The 20,026-nt window shown below is 64.9% G+C and carries 18 protein-coding genes and 1 CRISPR repeat array; of the genes, 15 read left to right on the forward strand and 3 right to left on the reverse strand.

Features of this window, described 5'->3' with window-relative positions; translation table 11 throughout:
- Position 1: 1 nt before the first annotated feature.
- The 4 genes from Mrose_RS02890 (at position 2) to Mrose_RS02905 (ending at position 6,104) form a co-directional block, all read left to right on the forward strand.
- Positions 2-772 (forward strand): hypothetical protein, encoded by a 771-nt coding sequence (locus Mrose_RS02890; protein WP_119275930.1) that lies wholly within the window; start codon positions 2-4, stop codon positions 770-772.
- A complete protein-coding gene (cas3, locus tag Mrose_RS02895; RefSeq protein WP_119275931.1) occupies positions 765-3,269 on the forward strand; it encodes a CRISPR-associated helicase Cas3' in 2,505 nt (834 codons plus the stop codon). The genes Mrose_RS02890 and cas3 overlap by 8 nt, the downstream gene beginning before the upstream one ends.
- Positions 3,269-4,057 (forward strand): CRISPR-associated endoribonuclease Cas6, encoded by a 789-nt coding sequence (cas6, locus tag Mrose_RS02900; protein ID WP_119275932.1) that lies wholly within the window; start codon positions 3,269-3,271, stop codon positions 4,055-4,057. The genes cas3 and cas6 overlap by 1 nt, the downstream gene beginning before the upstream one ends.
- Before the next feature lie 263 nt (positions 4,058-4,320).
- Positions 4,321-4,929: a CRISPR direct-repeat array (repeat unit 36 nt; unit sequence GTTGCAGGAACTGAAAGCCTCGTAGAGGATTGAAAC).
- Positions 4,930-4,931: 2 nt separating this feature from the next.
- Positions 4,932-6,104: a M24 family metallopeptidase gene (locus tag Mrose_RS02905; RefSeq protein ID WP_119275933.1), complete on the forward strand. Its 1,173-nt coding sequence runs from the start codon at positions 4,932-4,934 to the stop codon at positions 6,102-6,104.
- A 137-nt stretch (positions 6,105-6,241) separates the two neighbouring features.
- Here the strand turns inward: Mrose_RS02905 and Mrose_RS02910 are convergent, their stop codons facing one another.
- Entirely contained in the window at positions 6,242-6,712 is a 471-nt protein-coding gene (locus Mrose_RS02910) for a universal stress protein (protein WP_182482649.1), read from the reverse strand.
- A gap of 133 nt (positions 6,713-6,845) precedes the next feature.
- Here Mrose_RS02910 and Mrose_RS02915 point away from each other — a divergent pair, with 133 nt between their 5' ends.
- The 3 genes from Mrose_RS02915 to nhaA all read left to right on the forward strand — a co-directional run bounded on the left by Mrose_RS02915 (position 6,846) and on the right by nhaA (position 10,421).
- Positions 6,846-7,538 carry a response regulator transcription factor gene (locus tag Mrose_RS02915; protein ID WP_119275935.1) on the forward strand — a complete coding sequence of 231 codons (693 nt, stop codon included), beginning with the start codon at positions 6,846-6,848 and terminating at the stop codon, positions 7,536-7,538.
- A gap of 22 nt (positions 7,539-7,560) precedes the next feature.
- Positions 7,561-9,006 carry a sensor histidine kinase gene (locus Mrose_RS02920; RefSeq protein WP_119275936.1) on the forward strand — a complete coding sequence of 482 codons (1,446 nt, stop codon included), beginning with the start codon at positions 7,561-7,563 and terminating at the stop codon, positions 9,004-9,006.
- Between the two features lie 116 nt (positions 9,007-9,122).
- Positions 9,123-10,421, forward strand: a complete 1,299-nt coding sequence (nhaA, locus tag Mrose_RS02925; RefSeq protein ID WP_245969489.1) for a Na+/H+ antiporter NhaA — start codon at positions 9,123-9,125, stop codon at positions 10,419-10,421.
- 211 nt (positions 10,422-10,632) lie between these two features.
- Here nhaA and Mrose_RS02930 read toward each other — a convergent pair whose 3' ends face one another.
- A complete protein-coding gene (locus Mrose_RS02930; RefSeq protein WP_245969490.1) occupies positions 10,633-10,827 on the reverse strand; it encodes an alpha-glucosidase C-terminal domain-containing protein in 195 nt (64 codons plus the stop codon).
- 137 nt (positions 10,828-10,964) lie between these two features.
- Between Mrose_RS02930 and bshA the strand changes: the two genes are divergently transcribed.
- The 5 genes from bshA to Mrose_RS02955 all read left to right on the forward strand — a co-directional run bounded on the left by bshA (position 10,965) and on the right by Mrose_RS02955 (position 17,377).
- Positions 10,965-12,248, forward strand: coding sequence for an N-acetyl-alpha-D-glucosaminyl L-malate synthase BshA (gene bshA / locus Mrose_RS02935; RefSeq protein WP_119275938.1), 1,284 nt, complete (start codon positions 10,965-10,967; stop codon positions 12,246-12,248).
- A complete protein-coding gene (locus tag Mrose_RS02940) occupies positions 12,239-13,615 on the forward strand; it encodes an alpha,alpha-trehalose-phosphate synthase (UDP-forming) (RefSeq protein WP_119275939.1) in 1,377 nt (458 codons plus the stop codon). The genes bshA and Mrose_RS02940 overlap by 10 nt, the downstream gene beginning before the upstream one ends.
- A complete protein-coding gene (otsB, locus tag Mrose_RS02945; RefSeq protein ID WP_119275940.1) occupies positions 13,612-14,325 on the forward strand; it encodes a trehalose-phosphatase in 714 nt (237 codons plus the stop codon). The genes Mrose_RS02940 and otsB overlap by 4 nt, the downstream gene beginning before the upstream one ends.
- Positions 14,326-14,533: 208 nt before the next feature.
- Positions 14,534-16,783: a sensor domain-containing diguanylate cyclase gene (locus Mrose_RS02950; RefSeq protein WP_119275941.1), complete on the forward strand. Its 2,250-nt coding sequence runs from the start codon at positions 14,534-14,536 to the stop codon at positions 16,781-16,783.
- A gap of 117 nt (positions 16,784-16,900) precedes the next feature.
- A complete protein-coding gene (locus Mrose_RS02955) occupies positions 16,901-17,377 on the forward strand; it encodes a hypothetical protein (RefSeq protein ID WP_119275942.1) in 477 nt (158 codons plus the stop codon).
- Between the two features lie 6 nt (positions 17,378-17,383).
- Here the strand turns inward: Mrose_RS02955 and Mrose_RS02960 are convergent, their stop codons facing one another.
- Positions 17,384-18,244 (reverse strand): DUF1028 domain-containing protein, encoded by an 861-nt coding sequence (locus Mrose_RS02960; protein ID WP_119275943.1) that lies wholly within the window; start codon positions 18,242-18,244, stop codon positions 17,384-17,386.
- Positions 18,245-18,413: 169 nt separating this feature from the next.
- Here Mrose_RS02960 and Mrose_RS02965 point away from each other — a divergent pair, with 169 nt between their 5' ends.
- From Mrose_RS02965 to Mrose_RS02975, 3 genes are read left to right on the forward strand one after another with little or no spacing between them, the layout of a single operon-like run.
- Positions 18,414-18,716: a helix-turn-helix domain-containing protein gene (locus Mrose_RS02965; RefSeq protein WP_119275944.1), complete on the forward strand. Its 303-nt coding sequence runs from the start codon at positions 18,414-18,416 to the stop codon at positions 18,714-18,716.
- Positions 18,717-18,774: 58 nt separating this feature from the next.
- The gene (ygfZ, locus tag Mrose_RS02970) at positions 18,775-19,677 is read left to right on the forward strand and encodes a CAF17-like 4Fe-4S cluster assembly/insertion protein YgfZ (protein WP_119275945.1); all 903 of its coding nucleotides are present in this window, start codon (positions 18,775-18,777) and stop codon (positions 19,675-19,677) included.
- Between the two features lie 18 nt (positions 19,678-19,695).
- Positions 19,696-20,004 carry a DUF4286 family protein gene (locus Mrose_RS02975; protein ID WP_119275946.1) on the forward strand — a complete coding sequence of 103 codons (309 nt, stop codon included), beginning with the start codon at positions 19,696-19,698 and terminating at the stop codon, positions 20,002-20,004.
- The last annotated feature ends 22 nt before the right edge of the window (positions 20,005-20,026 follow it).

The raw sequence follows: 20,026 nt of genomic DNA on the forward strand, positions 1-20,026 counted from the left end.
GATGTACGCCTCGGCCCTCTGGATCCGGCCTACCTCGGCCCTCACCTTCCGGGTGCTCCCTGGGTCCATCCTAGACATCGCCACCTACCCTTTTATCCCTCCTACGGCCCTTTCGGGCTGGCTCCGGCGACTCTTTTGGGCCCGGGTGGGCCATCTTCCCCCTGACCTCAAGGAGGGAAACACCCCCCGCTTTTACGTCCTCCCCCGCCGCTACGTTCCGCTAGGGGCCTATCCTGTGGGGGAGTGGCGGGTTCATCGCACCTACCGGCACGGCCCCCGGACCTTCGGCCACGGCGAGTTCTCCCGCCTGCGCCGCGAGGGGAAGGCCCCTAAGGGGGGTGACCTGCAGCTCCACACCTGGGAGTACCTCTTTGCCGAGGTGTTCCTGGGGGTGCTCCTGGCCAAGCGCAGGGAGGACCTCGAGGTCCTGAAGCCCCTCGCAAACCATGGGGGAAAGTTGGGCAAGGAGGGCTTCGCCTATCTCGAGGCCATTGGGGAGCCGATGGAGGTACACCCGCAGGAGGCCGAGTCCACGCCCTTCACCCCGATGCGGGCCGAGAGTTGGACCGGGCCTGTTCAAGGGGCTTACCCCCTCTACCGCTTCCGCTTTAAGGAAGAGGCCGACCCCGAGCCAGAAAGCCCACACCCAAGTCCCGTGGCGGGGTACGAGGGGACCTACTTCGTCCTCCCTAAAGGATCGGGCCGAACTTGGGGGTTCTTCCTGGAGGAACGGTTTTTTGCCTGGAATTTGGTGGAGTACTTCTATGAATGAGGGAATTGGCAGGGTGTTCTTCCGAGAAGGAGAGGTAGGCTTCCAGCTCCTTTCCAACCATCAAGCTCTGGTGGTACACCTCCTGGAGAAGTGGCGCGAGAGTGAGGGGGAAGGTCCCCTAGAGCTCTCCACCAGAACACGGGAAAGGGTGCTTGAAGCGGCCCGCTACCACGACGACGGCAAGCGGTTCACCCTCCGGATCAAAAGGGATGAGGAGAGCGGGGACCTCACTTACAGCTTCCGGGGCCACCGGTTCCGGGTGGCCCCGGAAGTAACGGACCCCTATGCTCAGGCCCTCATCCGCGGGCATCATGACTACTCCACCCGGGAGGTGGTGAGTCTGGCCTCCGACTTTGCTGAGGAGGGACTCCACCGTCGGTTCCCGGAGGACCTCTTCCTCCTCATGATGGCCGATCAACTGGAAGCGGAGCTCGCGGTGCGGCTTTTCGAGGGTAAATCAGGTGAGGTCCGGCCCTTCGTGGAGTTTGACCTTCTTCCTGGCGGTGAGGGTGAGGAGAGCTTCCTCTTGGACCCCTGGCCTTTCCAGGAGGACCGGGTGGAGCTCGTCTTCCAGGTCTACTTCCATCCCTACCGGGAGGAAGAGCCCAAGGTCGTGGAGTGTTGGGGACACGAGCTGGTGGGGGCGTTAGGGAGGGGGGTGAAGCCCTGGGGTTTCCGCAGGGAGGAACGGCGGGTGCGTCTCCAACCGTGGCAAGACGGCAGGCTCATGGCGAGAAGTGCGGATCAGTTTTATGCTCAGTTCAAGCGCCAGGGTACGCCCATGAATCCTACGCCCCTCCAGGAGAAGGTTTTCAGAACTGCAGGGGACGACCTTGCGCACCTCCTCCTCGCGTCCACGGGGGCCGGCAAGACTGAGGCCGCGGCCTTCCCAGCTCTGGCGCGGGGGGAGCGGCTCGTGTTTGTTCTGCCCACGCGGAGCCTCATTGACGACCTGGAGAACCGTTTTTCGACATACTTGCAGACCTTAGCCAGTAGGGAGGGGCGGCCTAAGGGTCTCGTGGTGGACACTGGCCACCGCCAGGTGCGCCGCCTTCTGTACCCGGATGGGAGGGGGGTGCAGGAAAGAGAGCGACACCTGTACCACGCGGACGTCATCCTCACCACCTTAGACAAGCTCCTCTACCGCTACTTTGGCTATGCCGAAGGAGCCAAGTCGTACACCTTCCCCCGGCGGATCCATGACCGGAAAACCCTCTTCGTTTTCGACGAAGTCCATCTCTACGAAGCCACTGCCTGGGTGAACTTCCGCCGCCTGATCGCTTCCTTATCGGAAGCAGGTGTGCGCTTCTTGGTCATGAGCGCCACCATGCCAGAGGCTTATCAGAAGGAGCTTGCCCCTTACCTCCTGGGTCACCTTGAGGCCCAGCAGGCGGAGCCTCCGAGCCGCCTCCTGTACTACCTACCCCAAGGTGAGTTGGGGGAACTGGCGCAAAAAAGCTTTCGGGAGGAAAGGCGAGTCTTGCTGGTGGTGGAAGAGGTACGGCAGGCCGCCGAGCTTTACCGGGCGCTCAGGGGGGAGGGGGTTTTTCTCTACCACGGTCGCCTCGCTGACCGAGTGCGGAAGGGGGGTTTCCGAGAAGTCAAGGATCGGGACGAGGCGAGGAAGCCCTACCTCCTCATCACCACTCCGGCCATCGAGGTGGGGGTGGATCTGGACGCAGAGATTCTGCTCACCTCCCTCTGCCCTCCGGAGAACCTCCTCCAGCGCCTTGGGCGGGTGAACCGCCGGGGAAAGGGGCAGGGGGCGGCCTATGTGGTGGGCGAGGTTTACCCAGAGTATTTGGGTCGGCTTCCAGAGGGCTACCTGGAACTCCTGAGAGAACTCTCTGGGAAAGACTTGGCAGGAGGAGGGGAGTTGCGCCTGAAGGAGTCTATCCGCTACCCCCGCTATCTCGATTCCCGTGCAGAGACGCTCTTCGAGATGCTCCAGGAGTACGTCTACCGCCTGGACCTTACCCAGGAACCCCTTTACCGTAAAGGCTTCGTGGCCACCCGGGGTTGGACACCAAGCGTTCGCCTCCAGGCACAGGCAGGGGAGGACGAGGTGGAGGTCCCCGTGGACCGGCTTATCGGCCGGAAGGAGGAGCTCACCCCGGTCCGGGTAGTGGAGCGGGTCTGGGCCAACCGGGAAGAAGGAGGCCGGAGGTGGATGAAAGTCTATCCCCCTCGTTCCGGAGAGCTTTATGGACGGGAACTCGTGGTGAGCTATCCCTACGACTACGACCCCGCGCTCGGCTTCGTGGAACTGCCCAAGGTCTTTCAGCGAATCCGCCACCCCGACCCAGGACGAGTCCAGCTCCTCTACACGCCGGAGCGTGCCCCCGCCGAATCACAAGAAGGGGTCTTGGACTCCGACCAATTTTCAGGAGGGAAAGGGAGGGTTATCTGGTATTTGGGGGAGTCAGCCTGGGCAGGTCTGCCTGAGGAACTCCCCCAAGTGGAAGAGCCCGCAGAGGCCGAGGAAGAGGAGGCCTGATGCCCCACGCCGTCGTCCTCGAGCTCATCGGTGACAAGCCCCCCCTCTACCCCGCCAAGTACGCCCACGGCCTCTTCTTCGTCCTGCTTTCCCGGGTGGACCCACAGCTTTCGACCAAGCTCCACGAGGCTCCGCGCAAGCCCTTCACCCTTGCTCCCCTGACCGGGAGGAACGGGGCCCTGCTCCTCCGGTTCACCACTTTGGACGACGGGCTTTTTGGCCCCTTTCTGCGGGTTTTGCTCGAGGTGGCCCCGGAAGGCCTTCCCCTGGGGGACACCCCCTACCGGCTTGCGCGAATCCTGGCCACCCCCGAAGGGCACTCTATGGCCGGGGCTTGCTCCTGGGAGGAACTGAAGAGCGCTCCCAGACAGCGAGAAGCCAGCTTCTTCTTCCAGAGTCCTACAATCTTCACCACTTCCAAGCCAGGTGGGCGTACCCGCTATACTTCCCTTCCTGATCCCCGGCTCATCATGAGTTCCCTCCTGGACAAGTGGCAGGCCCACAGCCCCTACCCCTATAACCCCAGGGAAGAAGCTGCCTTGAGGGAGCTCTTCGAGCTGGATCTGGAACTCGCGGCTTTCAAGAACCTGCGCTTCCATCGCATCCAGGCCGGGAAAGGCTTCTTCCCAGGGTTCACCGGGGAGGTGACCCTAAAGCTCCACAGCGATAGCCTCGAGGTCCAGGAGGCCTTTGGTCAGCTCACCACTCTGGCTTTCTACAGCGGCGTAGGAGCTAAGACCCCGTATGGCATGGGTGTTGCCAGGGTGCAACCCTTCCCCCAGGGCTAGGCCGAACTCAGTTGCCCCAAGTCGGTCTTGCGCACGCGAAGGCCACTTATGCACCCCCTTGATTCGATTTGTGACCCTACCCGTTCTGAAGGGGCTTACACCAGTGCATAGCTGCACACAACAGCCTATCGCATGCGAACTCGTGTAGATCGAAACAAACTGCGCTCCTGGTTTGACCTGAAACCTCGGTCACCATGAATAATGAGCCGCGTGCGAAAATAGGGTTGACATACGGCTTGTAGGGCTCAATGATGATCAGGGCTGTTGCAGGAACTGAAAGCCTCGTAGAGGATTGAAACCCTCATGGGCGCACCCCCCCCGCCAACTGGGCGATGTTGCAGGAACTGAAAGCCTCGTAGAGGATTGAAACAAACTGTCCAACTCCAACAAGGCATTTTTACGGGAGTTGCAGGAACTGAAAGCCTCGTAGAGGATTGAAACCTCTCGATAACCTCACCGCCCTGCTAATGGACAGCGTTGCAGGAACTGAAAGCCTCGTAGAGGATTGAAACGGGGTGGGCTGGGCCTGGGGCTTGGAGTCGGGACGGGTTGCAGGAACTGAAAGCCTCGTAGAGGATTGAAACAGCACCCCCCGGCCCTGCCCCTCCTGCTCCGGCTCGGGTTGCAGGAACTGAAAGCCTCGTAGAGGATTGAAACGCAACGTGACCCCCGCCACGCGCACCGAGTGCCTGGTTGCAGGAACTGAAAGCCTCGTAGAGGATTGAAACATGACCTTGCGCGCCTCATAGAGCTTACTCCCTATGGTTGCAGGAACTGAAAGCCTCGTAGAGGATTGAAACTGCCCCCTCGACCCGGGCCCCCTCTAGGAGCGCCAGGTTGCAGGAACTGAAAGCCTCGTAGAGGATTGAAACATATGATCCGACAGAAACTCCCCGAGGTTCAGGAATTCCTGCGCGAGGCCGGGATTGACGGCTGGCTGGTGTACGACTTCCGGGGCACCAACCCCTTCGCCGCCAGGGTGTTTGACCACGGGGGCAACCTCCTCACCCGGCGCTGGTTCTTGTGGATACCGGCTCGAGGCGAGCCCCAGGTGCTGGTACACGACATCGAGTTCGGCTCCTTCCCGCGGGTGGGTTACGCGCTGCACAAATACAACAGCCGGCAGACCCTGCCCCAGGAACTGCGCAAGCTGCTCGCGGGAGCCCGGAGGGTGGCCATGGAGTACTCCCCCAACGGCAATATCCCCTATGTCTCCAGGGTGGACGGCGGGACCCTCGAGCTCATCCGCTCGCTGGGGGTGGAGGTGGTGAGCTCAGGCGACGTGCTGCAGCTTTTCCTGACCTGGACCCCTGAGCAACTGGCCAACCACCGCAAGGCCGCCGAGGTGCTCACCCGGTGCAAGGACGCGGCCCTGGCCTTGATAAGCCAGCACATTGCCCGCCGGGAGCCCCTCGACGAATACCGGCTACAGCAGTACATGCAGCGCTTCATCGAAGAACAGGGCATGGACCCCGATCACCCGCCCATCGTGGGCTTCGGGCCGGGCGCAGGAGACCCCCACTACGTGCCCTCGGCCACCCGCTCCAAGCTCCTCGAGCCCGGCGACGCCATCCTGATGGACCTGTGGTGCAAGGTGCCGGGGGATAACCCCTTTGCCGACATCACCTGGATGGCCTTCTACGGTTCGCCAAGCCCAGACTTCCTGCGGGCTTTCAAGGCGGTGTTGGCCGCGCGCGATGCCGGGGTGGAGTTGCTGCAGAGCCGCCTGGGGGCCGGACAGATGGTGCGGGGCAACGAGGTGGACCAGGTGGTGCGCCAGGTGCTCATCGACGCGGGCTTCGAGGCCAACCTCAAGCACCGCACTGGGCACAGCCTGGGCATCCAGGCCGTCCACGGAGAGGCCGCCCACTTCGACGACTTCGAGACCCTCGATGAGCGGGTGGTGCTGCCCGGATTGGGCTTCACCATCGAACCGGGGGTCTACTTCGCCGATTACGGCGTGCGCAGCGAGATCAACGTCTACAGCACCACCGGGGGCATCGAGATTACCACCGCCAGGCAGACTCAACTGGACGTGCTGGGTTGAGGCCCCAAAGCCCACGTGTGGATGCCTGCTTATTGGAGGGTAGCGAGATTACTGTTTGCCACCCGACAAATGCCGAGCTAAGTATCTCAGGGGAGGATAAATTGAGGTTACTTGACCAGGCTTGCGGCCTGCTCAGGCTAGGCTTCCGCCATGGCCCTGCCCAGGCGCACGGTGAGCACCGGAACGGGGGCTTGCTCCAACAGCCCCTGGGCGAGCGAGCCCAGGCTGGGGTGATCCAGGCTGCCGCGAGCGCGGCGGCCCACCACGATCAGATCGCCGGGGCGTACCTCGGCCAGGATGGCTTGCAGGGCTTTGCCCTCCAACAGGATGCCATTGGCTTCTACCCCCATCTGACGGGCTAGGGCAAGGTCGTTCTCGAGGGTGCGCTGGCCGATAGTGTCCATAGCTCGGGTGACTTCTTCCTCCAGGTGGGCTGGGCGGGCGGAAGGATAGGACGTGAGACTGAGGTAATGCTGCAGGGTGCTGTCCTTGACGAACAAGAAGCAGGTTCTGACCCGGAGGTGCCGTGCGATTTCCAGGCCCCTCCTCGCGACTTCCTGGCTGTTTTTTCCGATGTAGACGGGGATGAGGATGCGTTTGTAGTCCATTGGCAGGCCACCTCCTTCCCGCAGGCAGTCTAGACGGCTTTCCTGAATGGGCTCTGTCCTGAGGCTAAAAGGCGGCTGAGTCCAGGCTGAGGATGGGCTGAGTGAGGCTGCGTGTATCATCGAAAGTGGGGAGGTGATCGTCCTGAAACGCATTCTCATCATCGACGACGATGAGGGCATCACCCATTTCCTCAAGGTCGGGCTCTCCTACGAGGGCTACGCTGTGGACACTGCGACTACTGGGGAGGAGGGCCTGAGGATGGCGCGAGAGCGGATGCCCGATCTGGTAGTGCTGGACTGGATGCTGCCCGAACTCTCGGGCCTCGAGGTCCTGCGGCGGCTGAAGTCGGCCAACGAAAAGCTCCCGGTGATCATGCTCACCGGAAAGGATGCCCCCGACGACCAGGTCACGAGCCTCGAGGCCGGAGCCGACGATTACGTGCTCAAGCCGGTGCGCTTCGAGATCCTGCTGGCGCGCATCCGCGCGCGGATGCGCGGCTACGAGGGGCAGCCCGAAGTGATCTCCTATGCCGATTTGAGAATGGAACCCCTGGCCCACACCGCTTTCCGCGGATCCAGGGAGATCCAGCTCACAGGGCTGGAGTACCGCTTGCTGCAACTCTTGGCGGAGAACCCCGAGCGGGTGTTCTCCAAAAGCAGCATCCTCGACCGCATCTGGGGGGAGGACTTCTTTGGCGATCCCAACGTGGTCGAGGTGTACATCAAGCAACTCCGGCAGAAGCTCGAGGCTGGTGGTGAGCCGCGCCTGATACAGACCATTCGGGGAGTCGGGTATGTCTTGCGCGCTCCGCCTGCCGAGGGGTAGGGCGGTGCGGGGAGGTTGAGCCGTGTCCATCCGCCTGCGCCTGGCCCTGTGGTATGGCGGCACCACTGCCCTCATCGTGGCGCTGGTGGCGCTGTTGGGCTGGGTAGCCTACGTGCGCGGGCAGTACCGCCTGCTCGACCAGGTCCTGCTGCTTTCGGCCAACCACGTGGCTGCGGGCTGGCGCGTGGCGGGCAACTCCTACGTGCTCGAGGCTGACCTCTCCGAACTCGAGGTCGCCTTCCGGCTCTACGGCCCCGACGGCCAGCTCAAGCGAACCTCACGCCAGGTGCCCCCCCTGCCGCTCACCGATCCCATCCGCGCGCTGGCCCAACCCCCAGCTCCACGGCACCTGTGGGACGTGCTGCCTTGGTGGGAAGAACCCAGCGTGACACCCGCGGGTGCGGCCTTCGGTCTGATCGAGGGGGAGGATATGCGCTGGCGCACGCTGGTGCAGAGCCTGGAGCGTGAGGGGGAGGTGCTGGGCTACCTCGAGGCGCTGACCCCCCTGGGCAGCCTGGACCGCTCGGTGCGCTGGCTGGGCCTGCTGCTGGTGGCCCTGATCGTGTTATCGGTGTTGGGGGTACTGGGGCTGAGCCTGGCTCTGGCTGCCATCGGGCTGCGGCCCATCGACCAACTTAACCGCGCCGCCCAGCAGATTGCCCGCTCGCGCGACCTCTCGCGCCGGGTCGAAAGCCGCGCTGGAGGCGACGAGCTGTCCCGCCTGGCCGAGACCTTCAACCAGATGCTCTGTAGCCTCCAGGAGGCCGACAGTGCCCAAAAGCGCTTCGTGGCCGATGCCTCGCACGAGCTGCGGGCCCCGCTGGCGGCCATTCAGGGCAACCTCGAGCTCCTGCGGCGCTACCCCCACATGCCCGCTGCTGAGCGGGAGAAAACCCTGCAGATGGCTGAGCACGAGGCGGTGCGGCTGTCGCGGCTGGTCAACGACCTGCTGACCCTGGCCCGCAGTGACGCGGGTCTGCCCTTGCGGGAGGCGCTCGTGGACTTCAAGGCCGTGGCGCAGGAGGCCCTGACCGAAGCCTGCTACCTGCTCAAAGGCCAGCGGCTCGAGGCCCAGGCCCTGGAGGAGGCGTGGGTGCTGGGCGAGAGGGACCACCTCAAGCAACTGGTGCTGATCCTGCTGGACAACGCCATTCAGTACACCCCCGAAGGGGGAGTGGTGCGGCTGGCCCTGCAAGCGCAGCAGGACCGGGCCCGCCTCACGGTGAGCGATACCGGCATCGGCATTCCCGCCAAAGACCTGCCTTACATCTTCGAGCGCTTTTACCGTGCCGACCCGGCCCGCAGCCGCAACAAAGGGGGAAGCGGCCTAGGGCTATCGATTGCCCGCTGGATCGTCGAGCGGCACAGGGGCGAGGTCGAGGTGGACAGCCTGGTGGGCAAAGGAACTACCGTCGTGGTGCGTCTGCCGCTTCAACCCCGACCCCAGCCCGCTCGGCCACCCACTTGAGCCGGGGGCTGGTATACTCCAGGCAAATTTCGCTGCTCGTCAGCAGGAGTGCGGCCTCCGGCAGCCGTAAGGGTGGAGACTGTCAAATGGTCTCCGTTTTTGGTATGGGAGGGACTATGCGCGCGATTGTCAGACCCTTTATCGAGTTCTGGAACAGCGAGGCCCGCGGCGGCTTCATTCTGTTCGCGGCTGCGCTGGCCGCGTTCGCCCTCGCCAACTCGGCGGCCTCGAGTTGGTACTTCGGCCTCAAAGAGCTGCCCATCAGCCTCAACTTTGGCGAGGGGGGGCTGGAAAAACCTCTTTCGAGCTGGGTCAAGGACCTGCTGATGGCCTTCTTCTTCCTGCTGGTGGGCCTTGAGATCAAGCGCGAGATCGTGCAGGGTGAGCTCTCCGACCCCCGTCGCTCGTTACTGACCATCCTGGCAGCCATTGGCGGGATGCTGGTGCCGGCGGCGATTTATGTCTTCGTCAATGCGGAGGGCGATGGCCTGAGGGGCTGGGGGGTGCCCATGGCTACCGACATTGCCTTCGCCATCGGTGTACTGTCGCTCTTGGGCAAGCGGGTGCCGCTGGGGCTCAAGGTTTTCCTCACCGCCTTCGCCATCGTCGACGACCTGGGGGCAGTGCTGGTGATTGCCTTCTTCTACACAAAAGGCCTCGACTTTGCTGCGCTACTGGTTTCGCTGGGCTTTTTCGGCGTGGCTTTGTTGATGGGACGGGCCAGGGTGAGCAACCTCTTTGCCTATTTGTTGGTGGGGGCGTTCATGTGGTACTTCATGCTCGAGTCGGGGGTGAGCCCCACGGTGGCGGCGGTACTGCTGGCGATGGCGGTTCCCCTGCGCCGGGCGGTGGGGTTGCCCGACCTCCAGAGCACCCTCGACGAGGCTGCCCGCAAGGACCCAGAGAACCTCGAGGCCGAGATGGACTACCTCGAGGACACCCTGCGCAACGCCCAGAGCCCGCTGCACCGGCTCGAGCGCACGCTGCACCCCTGGTCGGCCTACTTCATCATGCCGGTGTTCGCCTTCTTCAACGCAGGAGTGAGCCTCACCGGAGCCGGCTTCGGCGAGGTGGCCTTGGGGGCTTCGCTGGGGCTGTTGCTGGGCAAGCCGCTGGGGGTTTTCGGGGTCTCCTGGTTAGCAGTGCGCCTGGGAATCGCCGCCCTGCCCGAGGGTGTGACCTGGTCCATGATCCTGGGTGCGGGCTTCCTGGGCGCCATCGGCTTCACCATGTCGCTCTTCGTGGCGACGCTGGCCTTCGAGGGCTCGGCGTCGCTGCTGAACCAGGCTAAGATCGGGGTGCTCTCAGCCTCGGTAGTGGCCGCGCTAATCGGTATGGGTGCCCTGACCTGGGCCACTGGCAAGCAACCTTCGGTGGCGGGGGACTCGAGCGATCAGCTTCACACTGAACACTGAGAGATATCGATAGTCGATGGTCAATAGCTCATAGCCAAATACAAAACGCCAGGGGTGCAGCGTGCTGTGCCCGGCCCTCGAGCCAACTACAGCCCCGCATCCCAGGGAAGAAAATTCCACGGTTGGCTGGCTATTACGTCTGGAGTGCACCTACTATGACGGGCTATCCAGGCGGAACCAGAAGAAGGAGTGTGGCCCGAGGGTGATGAAGTTAGGGGAGTTCACTGATGGGGGGAAAGGGGGTGTTGCCGATCATCTCCACCGGGATCTTGCCCGCCCAGCGCGCCAGATTGAGTTCCACCGGCTGGGCGAAGCGTGAGAGGTTGTTGACCACCAGCACCTCCTGTCCTCGGTAGCTCAGCACGTAGGCCAGCACCTTCTGGTTTTGCGGCTTGAGAAAGATCACCTCCCCCTTATTGCCACGACTTCCCGCCAGCAGCCAAATCCTCAGCCCTTCCCTCAGCCTGCGCTCAGGGATCCTTCAGGCTGGTTTCAGGGCAATGACCCTTGGATCTGGCATCATTGCGGCGGAGCGAGGGAGCTATGGAAAGCCGACGCAAGATTGCCATTTTGTGTCACACCAGTGCCGGAGGCTCGGGTGTAGTGGCTACCGAGCTGGCGATCGCGCTGGCAGGCCTGGGGCACCAGGTCCACATCGTCGCCACCGAACGTCCCTTCCGCCTCACCGACGATCGCTTGGCCATCGCAGGAGACCACGCGCCTGCCCAGGTACGCGACCTGGGTGAGAACCCCAAGGGCTGGGGCCAGTGGCTTAAGAAGAGCCGCGAGAGCGTGCTAGGCTGGCTGGCTCGCTCAGGCCGCAAGTCGGGCCAGGGCACCCTGCACTTCCACCAGATCACCGGGGCCGACTACCCGCTGTTCAAGGAGTCCATGACCATCCTCACCGCCTCCAACGCCCTAGCCCAGGTGGTCGAGCGCCACGGCATCGAGATTGTCCACGCCCACTACGCCATCCCCCACGCCACCAGCGCCCTGATGGCCCGCGAGATGGGCCTGCCCATCAAGGTGGTGACCACCCTGCACGGCACAGACGTGACGCTGCTGGGCCTCGAGCCCGCCTTCGCCTACACCACCAAACACGCAGTGCAGGAGTCGGACGCGGTGACAGCAGTCTCGCGATCGCTGGAGCAGGACACCCGCCGCAACCTGGGCATCGAGAGGCCCATCCACGTGATCTACAACTGGGTGGACACCGAGCGCTTCAAGCCCGATCCCGACCCGGCGAGCCGCCTCAAGTACGCTCAGCCCGAAGAGGCCATCCTACTGCACGTCTCCAACTTCCGCCCGGTCAAGCGCCCCCAGGACGTTATTCGCATCTTCGCCACCGTCGCCAGCCGGCGCCCCGCCCGATTGCTGATGATCGGCAACGGCCCCCTGCGGCAGGAATGCCAGGAACTGGCGCTGGAGCTCGAGCTGGCGGGCCGGGTGCAGTTCATCGAATTCACCCCATCCATCGAGAAATTCATGGCCGTGGCCGACGTGTTCTTGCTGCCCTCGGAGGAGGAGTCCTTCGGGTTGGTGGCGCTGGAGGCCATGAGCTGCGGGGTGCCGGTAGTGGCCAGCCAGGCTGGTGGGCTGCCCGAGGTGGTGGTGGAAGGTGAGAGCGGCCACCTCCTCCCGGTGGGCCACACCGAGGCCATGGCCGAGGCGGTGCTGGGCCTCCTCGCCGACCCCCAGCACAAGGCCGATATGGGCCGGGCGGCGCGCGAGCGGGCGGTGCAGCACTTCAGGCCCGAGCGCATCCTGCCGCGCTACCTCGAGGTCTACCAGAGCGTGCTGGAAGGTGAGAAGCTCGCGTGGGCCTGATCGTGGTCTCCAACCGCGAACCCTACAGCCCGGTGCGCGAGGGGGACGGGGAGCTGCACTGGAAGGCGGCGGTGGGTGGGCTCACGGCGGCGCTCGACCCGGTGCTGCGTGAGCGGGGGGGTACCTGGATCGCCTGGGGCGACGGGGAGCGCGAGATCCGCAGCGTGGAATTGCCGCCGGGGGAGGAGCGCTACCGCCTCGAGCGCCTCCATCTGCGGGAGAGCGAACTCCAGGACTACTACTACGGCTTCTCCAACCGGGCGCTGTGGCCTTTGAGCCACTACTTCCTCAACCGCGTGCGCTACCTGGGGCGCTACTGGAGGGCCTACCAGCGGGTCAACAGGCGCTTCGCTGAGGCGGTGGTGCGGGCTTACCGGCCTGGCGACCTGATCTGGGTTCACGACTACCAGCTCTGCCTGGTGCCCTCCCTGGTGCGCGAGGCGCTGCCCGAGGCCAGGATCGGCTTCTTCTGGCACATCCCCTGGCCTTCCAGTGAAGTCTTTCGCACCCTGCCTTGGGACCGGGAGATCCTCGAGGGCATCCTGGGCGCGAACGTAGTGGGGGTGCACGTCCTCGAGTACGCCCGCCACTTCCGCTCCTGCTGCCGCATCGTACTGGGCTACGACAACGATGGCCGCGTGGTACGGATATCCCAGCGCGAAGTCCAGGTTGAGGCTCTCCCCATCGGGATCGAGGCTCAGACCTTCGTCGAGCTCTCCCAAACGCCCGAGGTGCGCCGGGCTGCCGGGGAATTGCGCCAGCAGGTGGGCACCCCCTTTTTGCTGGGCGTGGACCGACTGGACTACACCAAGGGCATCCTCGAGCGCCTGGAGGCCTTCGGGGAGTATTTGGGCCGCTACCCCGAGGCCCAGGGTCGGGTCACCCTGGTGCAGATCGCCGTGCCCAGCCGTGAGCAGGTGGACGCTTACCGGCAGTTGCGCGAGCAGATCGAGCGCTTGGTGGGCCGCATCAACGGCACCTACGGCCAGGCGGGCTGGACCCCGGTGCACTACATCACCCGTGGCCTCGATCGCCTCGAGCTCGTGGCCTACTACCTGGCCGCCGACGTGATGCTGGTGACGCCCCTGCGCGACGGCCTGAACCTGGTGGCCAAGGAGTTCGCCGCCGTCTCGGAGCAGGGTGTGCTTATCCTCTCCGAGTTCGCCGGGGCCGCCGCCGAGATGCACGAAGCCTTGCTGGTCAACCCCTACGACCACGACGGGCTGGTGCGGGCCATCGGCCAGGCCCTGTCTATGCCCCTGGCCGAGCGGCGGCAGCGCCTGGAGTGCCTCAAGGCCCGGCTGCGCCGCTTCGACCTGACGACGTGGGCCAAAGCTTTCCTGCACGCCCTGGAGGAGAATCGATGATCCCGGAGGAACTGGCTCTGCTGGCCCACAGGCCCCTGCTCGTCATCTGTGACTACGATGGCACCCTGGCCCCAATGGCCATCCACCCCAGCCAGGCCTTTCCCCAGCGCGGCGCACGGGAGGCCCTCCGGGCGCTGCAGGAGCATCCGGAACGCCAGATTGTCGTCCTCACCGGACGCCGGGCGCGGGAAGTCGTGGACTTCCTCGAGCTCCCCAGACTGCGGGTGATCGGCCTGCACGGGCTGGAGTGGCCAGGGCGACCTGAGCCGCCCCGCGACCGCGAGGCCATTCGGCTCATCGTCTCGAGGCTGCCCCAGGTCGAGGGGCTGTGGCTGGAGGACAAGGGCTGGACCCTGGCGGTGCACTACCGCGACACCCCGGAATCCCAGCAGCTCAAAGCCGCCCAGCTGCTGGCCGCGGTGCCGCTGCCCGCGGGCTGGGAGGCCATGCCGGGCAAGAAGGTGTGCGAATACCGGCCCATCGGCTACGGCAAGGGCTGGGCAGTGGAGCAACTGGCCCTCGAGCACCCCTCCCACCACCCGGTGTTCATCGGCGACGACCGCACCGACGAGGAAGCTTTCGCCGCCGTGCTGAGACTGGGCGGCACGGCGGTCAAGGTGGGCGGCGGGGAGAGTCTAGCTCCCTACCGGCTGGGCAATTCGCTCGAGGTCGTCGAGTTGCTCAGCCTCTGGGCCCAGGCTTACGACTAGAGCGCCTCCCACGAATACCCGCTACGACGGGGTGTGCTGAGGCCTGCCGAGCCAGGCCTGATCGAGGCTTGTCTGTATTCTGGATACAGAACATTATGTGCTATATGTTCGCGAGATTGGCCTCCGGCATAGGTGAGCAGGTGCGATATTGCCAAGCAAAGTTAATATTTCGTGAAAAATCTGCCCTAAAGACCGTATACTTGCTCCAATGCAGGGCAGGGTGCTCACGGTCTGGGTCATCGCGCTGGCGTCGGCGCTGGCCTGGCTCCTGACACACTGGCTGCGCCCGAGTGAGCGCTACGAGGTACCTTGGCTGATCGCAGGCGTGGGGGCGCTGGCTTCGCTGTACGGCCTGCCGGGAGGTCTGCTCGCCGGTGGGCTTGTCCTGGGGCTCGCGGCCATCGTGGTCGGGGCATCCTACCTGCCCTGGCTGGCCATGGTCTTGTTGGTCAGCGTCTTTCTGAGCGATCGTGCAAGGCTGCGGCTGGACAGCGTGCTGCGGCGACAACTCCAGACCAACCGCCAGCTCGCCCTGCTGGTGGGGGCGCTGGAGGACCTGGGCCGACTCACCACCCGCGAAGCGGTGCTTGCCGCCCTGCCCGAGCTGTTACATCGCCAGGGGGAGGGTCATGCCTCGATCTGGGTTCCCAGTGGAGAGGGCTTTCGCAAGGTGGCTTCCTCGGGTGCTTCCCACCTGCCCGACGCCATCGCGGCCACCGGGGTGGTTGGGCGAGCCTATGCTACCGGCCAAACCCAGTACGTCAGGGATGTGAGCAAGGATCCGGACTACATTCCACCCACCCCCACCTCCAGGGGCAGCGAGCTGGCTCTGCCCCTGCGGGAGGGGGATCAGGTGGTGGCGGTGCTCAACCTCGAGCGCACCCAGCCCTTCCTCGAGGAGGAGCGCCAGGGCTTCGAGCGCTTCGCCCGCGCGGTCAGCACCCAGCTCTCGCGGCTGGCTGAACGCCTGGAAACCGAGCTGCTCAACCACCTGGCCATCTCGCTGGCGACCATCAGCTCCCCTCAGGTCATCCTCGAGCGCGCGCTGGAGATCCTGGCCCCCACCCTCAACCTGCACCACGGCGGCATCCTGATGCAGCAAGGCGCACAAATGCTGCTGATGGCCCGCCAGGGCTCAGATGGCAGCGACAGCCAGAGCAGCATTCCTTTTGGCTGGGGCCTCGTCTGGCAGGTCTATCGCGATGGCCAGCCGGTGTTCATCGAGAGCACTTCGACCTACCAGGGAGCACCTCTGGAAGCGCTGCTGGAGGGCCTGGAGGGTCTGGTGGTCCACCCCATTCCGCTGCCGGGCGGTGAAAGGCAGAGGGCGATGCTCTACCTGGGCGATCCACAGCCTCGAGCCTGGCGCAAGGCCGAGCGTGAGCTGCTCCAGGCAGCCTGCCGCACCATCGGCCTGGCTCTGGAGGCCGCGCTGACCCGCGAGCGCCTGGAGGGTCTGCTGTGCCTGGCACGCGATACCGTCGAAGCCCCGCCCGCTCAGGTCTACCAGCAGGTGCTGGAGGCGGCGGTACGGTTGGTGCCGGGTGCTGAAAAAGGCAGCCTTCTGGTGCGCAAGGGGGAGAATTTCTACTTTCAGGCCGTGGTGGGCTTCGACCTGGCGGCCCTGGCCAGGCTGCACTTCACCGAGGCGGATCACCTGGTCTGGTATGGCGGGGACCGCTCGGGCTGGCAACGGGGGGAGCCGCGCATCCTCAGCACCGCTCAGCTCTCCATCGCTGAGGTCAGCCGCAGGACCGCTCCCGACGACACCCTCGAGCGGGTCGCGGCCATAGACCGTCTGCAGGCTAACCTGGCTATGCCCATCCTCTACCAGGGGGAGGTGCTGGCTCTGCTCAACCTCGACAACTTTCACGACCCGGCGGCCTTCGATACCTATTCGAAGGAGGTGGCCCGCTTCTTCAGCACCCCCGTGGCCGCCATTCTGCACGAGGTCAAAAACCGCAACCTGCTCGAGGAGGCCGCGCTCACCGATGCCCTCACCGGGCTGCCCAACCGCCGGGCCTTCGATCGCCGCCTGGGCGAGGAGCTCGAGCGAGCCCGGCGCCATAGCTACCCGCTGTCGCTGTTGGTGATGGACTTGCGCGGCTTCAAACAGGTCAACGACCGCCTGGGCCATGCCCGGGGCGACGAGGCACTCGTGCGCGTGGCCCAGGCCCTGCTGCTCGAGCAGCGCAAGGGCGACAGCCTGTTTCGTTGGGGCGGCGATGAGTTCGCCGCGATCCTACCCCACGCCGATTTGCTGGGAGGCGTCACGGCAGCCCAGCGCTACGCCAGCCTGGTGGAAACCATCTGCTTGGAGGGGCTGCGCATGGGCCTCAACATCGGCGTGGCGACCTTCCCTGAGGAGGCCACCGACCACGATACCTTGCTCCAACTGGCCGACAGCCGCATGTACAAGGCCAAGGAACAGGGGGTCGCCGTGCTGCGGCAGACTTAAAAGTGGCTTGCCAAACGTTGAACGCTCAACGCGAGTTCGAGGAGCTATCGGGCGATTGCTGTGCTATCCTGGGCATCACAATACCGTTCAGAGCAGGCTCGAGGGGAGGATTCACGGATGAAGAAGGGCATTCTCGTGCTATTGCTGTTGCTCAACGGGATCGGATGGGCTCAGAAAAGCTACTTTGGAATTCACCCCAATATCGGCGTTGGCGTTCTGGGACTGGGCTTGGAGTATGCCATCCAGCCCTGGCGTTTCAGCCTGGACTATGCCTCTCTTACCCTGAGCGACGGGGTGACCACGGTAAACGTCAATGGCCTGGGGCTGGGGGCCGACTACATCAGCCGCATCCCCCTCAGTGAGGACAAATCCTCCTTCTTCTACTACGGCGGGGGGATGTTTTTAGCCTACTATTTCACCGACGTGGCCTCGCTGTTGGGCCTAGTCCCCAGGGTGCTGGGAGGGGTGGAGTTTTTGCTGCCCCAACCTCAGATCGCCCTCTACCTCGAGCCCCAGCTAGGCTATGCCTATTTCCCCAGTACGGGGGGCGGAGGGCTCATCCTGGGGCTGCAACTGGGTATCTACTTCCGTTAAAAGGCCCTATTCTCCCAGCTTGCCCCTAAGGTAGCGCAGCGCCAGCGGGTCGAAGTAGGGCCCGCCGCCATAGCGCTCCTCGAGGTTCTCGATGCCCACCAGCGCCCGGAAGGCTTTTTCCGTGGCTTCGTCCCAGTTCCCCGTCGCCTCGCCCGCGTAGTGGCCCAGCCGGGTGAGGGTTCGCTGAATCCAGGCGATGTCCTGGGAGCTGAGGGGCTCGGCCTTCCCGCTCTTATCGAAGAGCAGCCGGTGGATCTGCAGCAAGCGGGAGAGCTCGAGGCAGGGGTCGGGGTGGTCGTCTACGCGCAGGTCGATCCAGCGATCCATCCCGCCGTAGCCCTTGCCGACTCCCACCACCATCAGCGAGGCCGACTGCCGCCCGCGCCGGTCGCCCCCGGCTCGGTCGGCGGCCAGCAGCGCGGCGCACAGGCGCTCGGGAAAGGGCAGGCTGGAGCTCAAGAAAGTATCCACCAGCGCGTCGATCACCTCGGGACCGCTGAGGATATTGCCCTGGGCCGCGAAGTTCTCGCCCGACTTGCCCCCGGCCCAGCCGTGGCACTCGTTGCCCGTGAAGGAGAGGCTCTCGCCCTGAGCGCTGACTATCCCGAACTGCCTCGTATGCAAGCCGGGGTCGCTCCTGCGGAAGGTCGCCAGGATTTCCTCCATCCCGGCTCCGGCTTTCATCAGTGCCAGCCCCTGGGGACCGAACTTGGGATTGGCGTAGGACTGGGTAGCCACCGCGCCCACGCCCGCCTCGAGCCAGGGCACCACCGCTCCGACCGCCAGGAACTTGCTGGCCACGGCCACCGCGAGGTCGCCGGTCTGAGGGTCGCGGGCTACGAGGGAAAAAGTCGAGATGGGGGTCATGGAATTATCCTACGCTTTTTGCTCACGGCCCTTAACCCGACTTCAATCTTCGGGGTTTCGGGTTATTCCCCACAGCCTCGGGGCCATCTGCGGGTCACGATGGTCAACGCACGCCAGGTGGCGAGGGTATGACCGAGGAGCCTTAAGCTCGAGCTTCGAGGAGGTAGGTATGGGTGGGTTTGGACGGCAGTTGCGGGAGGCCCGCAGCGCGAAGGGCCTGGAGATCGGGGACGTGGCACGTCGACTGAAGTTGCGCCCTGCCATGGTAGAGGCGCTCGAGGCCGAAGCCTGGGAGCGGCTTCCTGAGCCGGCGCTGACGCGAGGATACCTGCGCAACTACGCCCTCGCGCTGGGCCTGGACCCCAAGCCCCTACTGGCGCTGTGTCCGGGGGGTGTCGCCCTGGCGGCAAAACCGCAGGAGCCCGCTGAGGAGAGCACCATCCGGGTGCGGGTGCTCGAGCCCGCGCTGTAGGCCGGGATTGAGCGAAAGCTTACGCCGCCGCCGGCTTCGCATCCCTAGACTCGAGGGGATGAAAAGCGTCGTCACGGCACCCCCCTGGGCTGAGCTGGAGGCGTTGCGTCAGGGGGCGGGCCTAATCCGGCACGACGGGGGCCTGCTCGAGCTGCGCGGGGCCGACCGCACGGACTTCCTCCACAACCAGTGCACCTCGCACATCAAGGGCCTGGCCCAAGGCGGATGGCTTCAGACCCTCTTCCTCAACAGTCGCGGCCAGATCGAGTTCTCAGGCAGCGTCTTTCACCGTCCCGAGAGCCTGTGGCTGGCGACCGACCGGCCTGCTGAGCTGCGCCAGCGTTTCTTGCGCTACATCATCTTCGATCAGGTCGAGGTCGCCGAGCTATCGGGTTACGCGTGGCTCGAGCTGATCGGTCCGCGGGCTGCTGAAATCCTGGGAGCGCCCCAGATGGGGGGCTTTGTCGAGCGGGAGGGGGCACTGCTGGCCCGCCACGCCCACGGCCTCGAGCTCATCGTGCCGCTGGAGGGCCTCCAGGCGCTGCGCGAGAGGGTGTTGAGCGCCGGTGGGGTCGAGGTGGGTTCTGGGGCCTACGACCTCTGGCGCATCGAGCGGGGGGTAGCGGGCTACCTCGAGGCCCTGGGCGAGTTGCCGCAGGAGGTGGGCCTGGAGGAGCGGGTTTCCTACAAGAAGGGCTGCTACTTGGGCCAGGAGATCATGGCCCGCCTCGAGGCGCGGGGCAATACCCGTTACCGCCTGATGGCCCTGCGAGGGGAGGGGCTCGAGGCGGGAGCCGAGGTGCGGCGTGGCGAGAAGGTGGTGGGCAAGGTGGGCACGGTGGCCGTTTCCCCCCAGGATGGGCCGCTGGCCCTGGCGCTGTTGCGCAAGGAAGTTCAGGCCGGGGAGGAGCTGTGGGTGGGCGAGGCTTCGGTGCGGGCGCTCGAGCTGCCCCTGAGATGAGCGAAGCGGAGGATTGGGATGGTGACTTACGAGATCACGGCGACGGTGCGGGCGGACTTGTGTGAGGCTTACGAGCGCTACATGTGCGAGCGGCATATCCCCGACTTGCTAAAGACGGGCTCCTTCGCGGGGGCGAGCTTCAGCCGATCGGCCCCTGGACGCTACAGGGTCCGCTATGAAGCCCACGACCGCGCCGCCCTCGACCGCTACCTCGCCGAGCACGCTCCCCGGCTGCGCCGTCACATGAGCGAGATGTTTCCCGAGGGCGTTGAACTCACGCGCGAGGAATGGAGCGTCCTGGCGCTCTGGCCCTCCAGCGGGCCGTGACCTGATGAGCCCAGGTGGGCGC

This window comes from Calidithermus roseus (assembly GCF_003574095.1).
In the GTDB taxonomy this organism is placed as follows: domain Bacteria; phylum Deinococcota; class Deinococci; order Deinococcales; family Thermaceae; genus Calidithermus; species Calidithermus roseus.

Coding starts and splice junctions, on each gene's coding strand:
- Mrose_RS02890 (WP_119275930.1), top strand. CDS start 2: ATGTACGCCTCGGCCCTCTGGATCCGGCCTACCTCGGCCCTCACCTTC.
- cas3 (WP_119275931.1), top strand. CDS start 765: ATGAATGAGGGAATTGGCAGGGTGTTCTTCCGAGAAGGAGAGGTAGGC.
- cas6 (WP_119275932.1), top strand. CDS start 3,269: ATGCCCCACGCCGTCGTCCTCGAGCTCATCGGTGACAAGCCCCCCCTC.
- Mrose_RS02905 (WP_119275933.1), top strand. CDS start 4,932: ATGATCCGACAGAAACTCCCCGAGGTTCAGGAATTCCTGCGCGAGGCC.
- Mrose_RS02910 (WP_182482649.1), bottom strand. CDS start 6,712: ATGGACTACAAACGCATCCTCATCCCCGTCTACATCGGAAAAAACAGC.
- nhaA (WP_245969489.1), top strand. CDS start 9,123: ATGCGCGCGATTGTCAGACCCTTTATCGAGTTCTGGAACAGCGAGGCC.
- bshA (WP_119275938.1), top strand. CDS start 10,965: ATGGAAAGCCGACGCAAGATTGCCATTTTGTGTCACACCAGTGCCGGA.
- otsB (WP_119275940.1), top strand. CDS start 13,612: ATGATCCCGGAGGAACTGGCTCTGCTGGCCCACAGGCCCCTGCTCGTC.
- Mrose_RS02950 (WP_119275941.1), top strand. CDS start 14,534: ATGCAGGGCAGGGTGCTCACGGTCTGGGTCATCGCGCTGGCGTCGGCG.
- Mrose_RS02955 (WP_119275942.1), top strand. CDS start 16,901: ATGAAGAAGGGCATTCTCGTGCTATTGCTGTTGCTCAACGGGATCGGA.
- Mrose_RS02960 (WP_119275943.1), bottom strand. CDS start 18,244: ATGACCCCCATCTCGACTTTTTCCCTCGTAGCCCGCGACCCTCAGACC.
- Mrose_RS02965 (WP_119275944.1), top strand. CDS start 18,414: ATGGGTGGGTTTGGACGGCAGTTGCGGGAGGCCCGCAGCGCGAAGGGC.
- ygfZ (WP_119275945.1), top strand. CDS start 18,775: ATGAAAAGCGTCGTCACGGCACCCCCCTGGGCTGAGCTGGAGGCGTTG.
- Mrose_RS02975 (WP_119275946.1), top strand. CDS start 19,696: ATGGTGACTTACGAGATCACGGCGACGGTGCGGGCGGACTTGTGTGAG.